Below are 5731 nucleotides of genomic sequence, written 5' to 3'. Positions count from 1 at the left end.
TCGAATAAGCGGTAGCGCACAATCGCCAGCATCATGCCGGCATACATCATTAAAAATGTGGCGAGAATAACGCCCTGCGGTGCTGGATCAGCGAACTTAAACACAATAGGCAGGATGATGGCGCCGGCAAACACAAAGGTGCCGAAAATCACGGATAGTAAAATCCAGCGCAACGCCAAACGGTCGGCTGGCATATGGCTAGTGCGACGCCATTGCACATAGAGGCCTGTTAGCGACAGCAGCAACATGACCAGAATTAACGCATAAAAGCTCAGCGCAATACTCTCGTTTAGTTGTAATAAGTCACAACTCAAACCAACAGGAAGGGTCAATACAATCAGCCAATTCCAACGCCGGCTAGTGTTTTTAACGGGGTAGTTCCAAAGAAATAAAGCCAGCGATGTGGCAAATGTCATGGTGCCGATATGGTTAATCGTCGATAGCGCTTGAAACAGCCCGCCGTCGATAAATAGCTCTCGCGTACTGTAAATAGCCGCCGACACCGAAGCTAAAAAGTAGCCAACACCTGTGCCACTAAACGCTAAAATTGCTATGGAATTTTTCGCCGGAATCCAAGCCAGCAAGCACACCACCATGCCCGCCAAGCCGCAAATAATTTGCAGCCAAAATAGGCCTGGCAAGTCAGAAATATGCCTCTGCTTAGGTATTAACTGAATAAGCTCGCCCGAAGTTGTCGCCATGCTCAGCCGCTTATTTTCTAATGCCTGAGTCAGCTTTGTTGACTGCTGAAATAGTCGATTCATATCGGCATAAGTGGGCAATGTATCAGGCTCTTCTATAGCGAGCTCACTCGTCGCCGCGAGGCTATCCTTGCCTATTAAGAAATGACTTAACGTATGACTTTTGCCATCGTAGTACGCGCTCAGCACTGTGCCATTGCTAGTAAATGTGGCATTAGTAGTGGGTAGGCCACGCGCAATAACAATGCTGAGCATGACTAACGCAATTGAGATTAGAAGCCCAAAGGCGAGTTTTATTTTTATTGGAATCATGGCGCGATCTTATCGCGTATGATTTCCATGGCCTAGGTCACCTGTACGACTAAAGTAGCAAGTCATCGTTATTGCGATAAATCAGGAAGAGCGAGTGCTATCACAACCACGTGTCATGCTTATTGAGGACCATCTGGTCGTAGCCGATTGGCTAATCCCATTGGTCGAAGCAGCGCTAAATACACGCTCGCTGACTCATCACGCCTGTTTTGCCGATGCCAAGGCTGGTATTTGCGCTGAAGAATTTGATGTTTTCCTCGTCGATCTTGGCTTGCCAGATGGCGATGGCACTGACCTCATCTCGCTGATTAAACAAACTCAGCCAAACGCCTCATGCATAGTCACGACGATTTTCGATGACGCTGAGCATCTCTTCCCTGCCCTGCACGCCGGCGCCGATGGCTACTTGCTCAAGGATGATAGCCGCGAAGAGTTCACCGCCGGCATTGTTGGCATTTTAGCCGGCAAGCCGCCGCTCTCAGCCTCTATCGCACAGATGATGTTGCAGCAGTTTCGACCGCAAACATCGCCAGAAGATCAACCCTTAACCGCGCGCGAAACCGATATGCTTTGCGCAGTCGCTAAAGGCTTGAGCGTAAAAGAGGCCGCTGAGGTGCTATCTATCTCACCCCACACGGCCTCTGGTTACATCAAAACGATGTATCAAAAACTACACATCAATAGCCGTGCCGAAGCCACTGCGAAGGCTATTCGCATGGGCGTGATTCGGCACAGCTAATAGCGCGGCCTTAAGCTATATCGAAGCGATCGGCATTCATCACCTTGCTCCATGCTGCGACAAAATCGGCAATAAATTTCTGCTGATTATCATCTTGGGCATAGACCTCGGCATAGGCGCGCAGCACCGAGTTTGAGCCAAATACCAAGTCCACACGCGATGCTGTCCATTGGGTTTTGCCAGTCGCGCGCTTCACGATGTCATAGCTGTTGCGGCCAGTTGGTTTCCACTCATAGGCCATGTCGGTGAGATTGACGAAAAAGTCATTGCTCAATACGCCAACACGATCAGTGAACACACCCTTTTGACTGCCACCATAGTTGCAGCCGAGAACGCGTAAACCACCAATCAGAACCGTCATTTCATGCGCTGTTAAGCCCAAAAGTTGGCTACGATCGAGTAAAAGCTCTTCGGCGCTGACCGAAAAATCTTGCTTCAGCCAATTGCGGAAACCATCGTGGACAGGCTCGAGCGGCTCAAACGACTCCTCATCGGTCATCTCTGCTGTTGCATCACCGCGACCTGGCGCAAATGGCACGCGGACATCGACGCCGCCTGCCTTCGCCGCTTGCTCAATACCGACATTGCCGGCAAGCACAATCACGTCGGCAACACTGGCGCCACTCTCAGCAGCGATACGCTCGATCACCGCCAAAACTTTTGCCAAGCGCTCAGGTTCATTGCCCGCCCAGTCTTTCTGTGGACTCAAACGAATGCGCGCGCCATTAGCACCGCCGCGTTTATCTGAGTCACGATAAGTGCGAGCGCTATCCCAAGCGGTGCTCACCAAATCACTCACCGACAAGCCACTGGCCGCAATTTTTGTCTTGATAGCGGCAACATCGATATCGCGTTTACCTGCTGGCACGGGATCTTGCCAAATCAACTCTTCAGTCGGCGTATCGGGGCCGATATAACGCGCTTTTGGGCCTAAATCGCGGTGCGTCAGCTTGAACCAAGCTCGTGCAAAGACATCAGAGAAATACGCAGGGTCGTTGTAGAAGCGCTCAGAAATTTTGCGATACGCCGGATCCATTTTCAGCGCCATATCGGCATCGGTCATAATGGGGTTGTGACGAATCGAGGCATCCTCAACATCAACAGGCTTATCTTCCTCTTTGATGTTAATTGGCTCCCATTGCCATGCACCGGCCGGGCTCTTTTTCAGCTCCCAGTCATAGGTGAAGAGCAAATAGAAGTAGCCGTTATCCCATTTCGTTGGATTGGTAGTCCAAGCGCCTTCCAAGCCGCTGGACACAGTATCGCGGCCAATGGCGCGCGTGCTGTGATTCATCCAGCCTAAGCCCTGCTCTTGCAACTCAGCACCTTCAGGCGCTTCGCCCAAGTTTGCAGCACTGCCATTGCCGTGGCATTTACCCACGGTGTGACCACCAGCCGTTAGCGCGACCGTCTCTTCATCGTCCATTGCCATACGGGCAAAGGTTTCGCGCACGTCCCGAGCAGTTCGTAATGGATCAGGCTTGCCATCAACGCCTTCTGGATTGACGTAAATCAGGCCCATCATCACGGCGGCTAACGGGTTTACCAAATCGCGTTCGCCCGAATAGCGGCTATTTTCATTATCGCTAGCGGCCAACCATTCGGTCTCTGGCCCCCAGTAAATGTCTTTCTCAGGATGCCAAATATCTTCGCGGCCAAAGGCAAAGCCATAGGTTTTAAGACCCATGGATTCATAGGCAATGGTGCCGGCTAGAGCGATCAAGTCGGCCCAACTCAGTGCATTGCCGTATTTCTTTTTGATAGGCCACAGTAGGCGTCGAGCTTTATCGAGGTTAACGTTGTCTGGCCATGAGTTCAGCGGTGCAAAACGCTGATTGCCTGAGGCGGCACCACCGCGACCATCGGCAATACGATACGTGCCAGCAGCGTGCCATGACATACGAATCATCAAGCCACCGTAATGGCCCCAGTCGGCCGGCCACCAATCTTGGCTATCGGTCATAAAGGCATGTAGGTCTTTTTTCAGTGCATCGATATCTAGCGACTTAAGCGCTTCACGATAGTTAAAACCGATGTCCATGGGATTCGTTTTCGCATCGTGCTGATGCAGGATGTCGAGATTCAAGGCCTTCGGCCACCACGCAGCATTCGAGCTAGCTGTAGTCGTGTTAGCACCGTGCATAACGGGGCATTTTCCTGTGTTTGACATGTTTTTTATCCTCGTTTCTTATCAATGAAACAACAGATTAAGCGGCAAGCATGGATAGTGGCTAATGAGTACTTTATGTATTTTCGATAGTTAAAATACATAAAGAAGCAGACTACGCCCTAACACTCCTGACTCTCTCAGCGTAACACTACTATTACCGAGCATGCTGAGCTGATTAAGCACAACCAATGACACCAAAATGGTGCACATAATTAGAACATCCCGATTATTTTGGTGCATTTCTACCAAATAGGGGGTTTTGCACCTAAAATGTGCGATCTAGCGATTAAGCATTGATATCGCGCACCATTTTAGTAAAGCGAGTTCGCCACATGCAGTACCAAACCAGTCATGACTTCATCAGTGCCGTTACCAAGCGCAACCCAGACCAACCTGAATTCATTCAAGCCATCACTGAGGTTATTGAAAGCGTTTGGCCATTCCTTAAAGCCAATCCGCGCTTCACTGAACTGAGCTTACTGGATCGCTTGGTTGAGCCCGAACGTGTGGTGATATTTCGCGTGTCATGGATCGATGACGCTGGCCAAGTACAAGTCAATCGCGGCTATCGCGTGCAGCACAACTCAGCCCTTGGCCCTTATAAAGGTGGTTTGCGCTTTCACCCATCGGTGAATCTCGCAATTTTAAAGTTTCTAGCCTTTGAGCAAACACTGAAAAACTCTTTAACCACTCTGCCAATTGGCGGTGGTAAAGGCGGCTCCGACTTCAACCCAAAAGGTAAAAGCCAGCAAGAAGTCATGCGCTTCTGCCAAGCCTTTATCACTGAGTTGTATCGCCACATTGGCTCCAACACCGATGTGCCAGCTGGCGACATTGGCGTTGGTGGTCGTGAAGTTGGATATATGGCCGGCATGTATAAAAAACTCACCAATCAAGCCGACTGCGTCTTTACCGGCAAAGGCATCAGCTTTGGCGGCTCGTTAATTCGCCCAGAGGCCACAGGCTACGGCACTGTGTATTTTGCCAAGCATATGCTGGCTGAAAAAAACATGACCTTCGACGGCTTGCGCGTGTCGGTATCAGGCTCGGGCAACGTCGCTCAATTCGCCATCGAAAAAGCCCTGTCTCTGGGCGCTAAAGTCATCACTGCATCTGACTCCTCAGGTACCGTTATCGATGAAGATGGCTTTACCACTGAGAAACTAGAGCTACTGAAGCAAATCAAAAACGTCGAATATGGCCGCGTTAGCGACTATGCCACCCGTATTGGTGCACGCTTTGAGGCAAATGTTCGCCCTTGGCATGTGCCTGTTGATGTTGCCCTGCCCTGCGCAACCCAAAACGAACTCGATGGCGATGATGCGAAAGCATTGATCAAAAACAACGTTGTCTGCGTTGCTGAAGGCGCCAACATGCCTTCGACGCTAGAAGCGGTGACCTTGTTTGAAGATAACCACATCCTTTTCGCGCCTGGCAAAGCCAGCAACGCCGGCGGCGTCGCCACATCGGGCTTGGAAATGAGCCAAAACGCCATGCGTTTATCGTGGACTCAGGAAGAGGTTGATACCCGTCTGCAAGAAATTATGCAGGGCATTCACGATGCCTGCGTGAAATACGGTCGTCGCGATAATGGTTCAATCAGCTATGTTGATGGCGCGAATATCGCCGGCTTTGTCAAAGTCGCTGAGGCCATGCTCGCTCAAGGCGTCGTTTAAGCCTAGCCATTGCTGAACTAAAAAAGGCCGCCCCTATTGCTAGAGGCAGCCTTTTTTTTGTGGCGAAAAATAGATTAATGATAAGGACCGATTCCACTAGACATCTCTTTGCCTCACAATTGTGAGTAATGGA

4 protein-coding genes are annotated in these 5731 nt (G+C 50.5%); 2 read left to right on the top strand and 2 right to left on the bottom strand.

The window, feature by feature from the left end:
* Positions 1-956 (bottom strand): hypothetical protein (locus tag AC3DKE_RS10845; protein WP_487990690.1); only part of this gene is annotated, 956 nt, incomplete at its 3' end.
* A 151-nt stretch (positions 957-1107) separates the two neighbouring features.
* On the opposite strand from AC3DKE_RS10845, the gene AC3DKE_RS10840 reads away from it, so the two are divergent.
* A complete protein-coding gene (locus AC3DKE_RS10840; RefSeq protein WP_411729939.1) occupies positions 1108-1752 on the top strand; it encodes a response regulator in 645 nt (214 codons plus the stop codon).
* 10 nt (positions 1753-1762) lie between these two features.
* On the opposite strand, the gene katG is transcribed toward AC3DKE_RS10840, so the two are convergent.
* Positions 1763-3922, bottom strand: a complete 2160-nt coding sequence (katG, locus tag AC3DKE_RS10835) for a catalase/peroxidase HPI (protein WP_487990689.1) — start codon at positions 3920-3922, stop codon at positions 1763-1765.
* A 332-nt stretch (positions 3923-4254) separates the two neighbouring features.
* Between katG and gdhA the strand changes: the two genes are divergently transcribed.
* A complete protein-coding gene (gene gdhA / locus AC3DKE_RS10830) occupies positions 4255-5598 on the top strand; it encodes an NADP-specific glutamate dehydrogenase (protein ID WP_340674498.1) in 1344 nt (447 codons plus the stop codon).
* Positions 5599-5731: the final 133 nt, after the last annotated feature.

The organism is Paraperlucidibaca sp. (assembly GCF_982810325.1).
Note: the sequence above shows the minus strand (reverse complement) of the source record. Positions and strands in the feature narration are given on the sequence as shown.

Bases quoted from the DNA above. Each gene is read 5' to 3' on its own strand.
- katG (WP_487990689.1), bottom strand. From the start codon at position 3,922: ATGTCAAACACAGGAAAATGCCCCGTTATGCACGGTGCTAACACGACT.
- gdhA (WP_340674498.1), top strand. From the start codon at position 4,255: ATGCAGTACCAAACCAGTCATGACTTCATCAGTGCCGTTACCAAGCGC.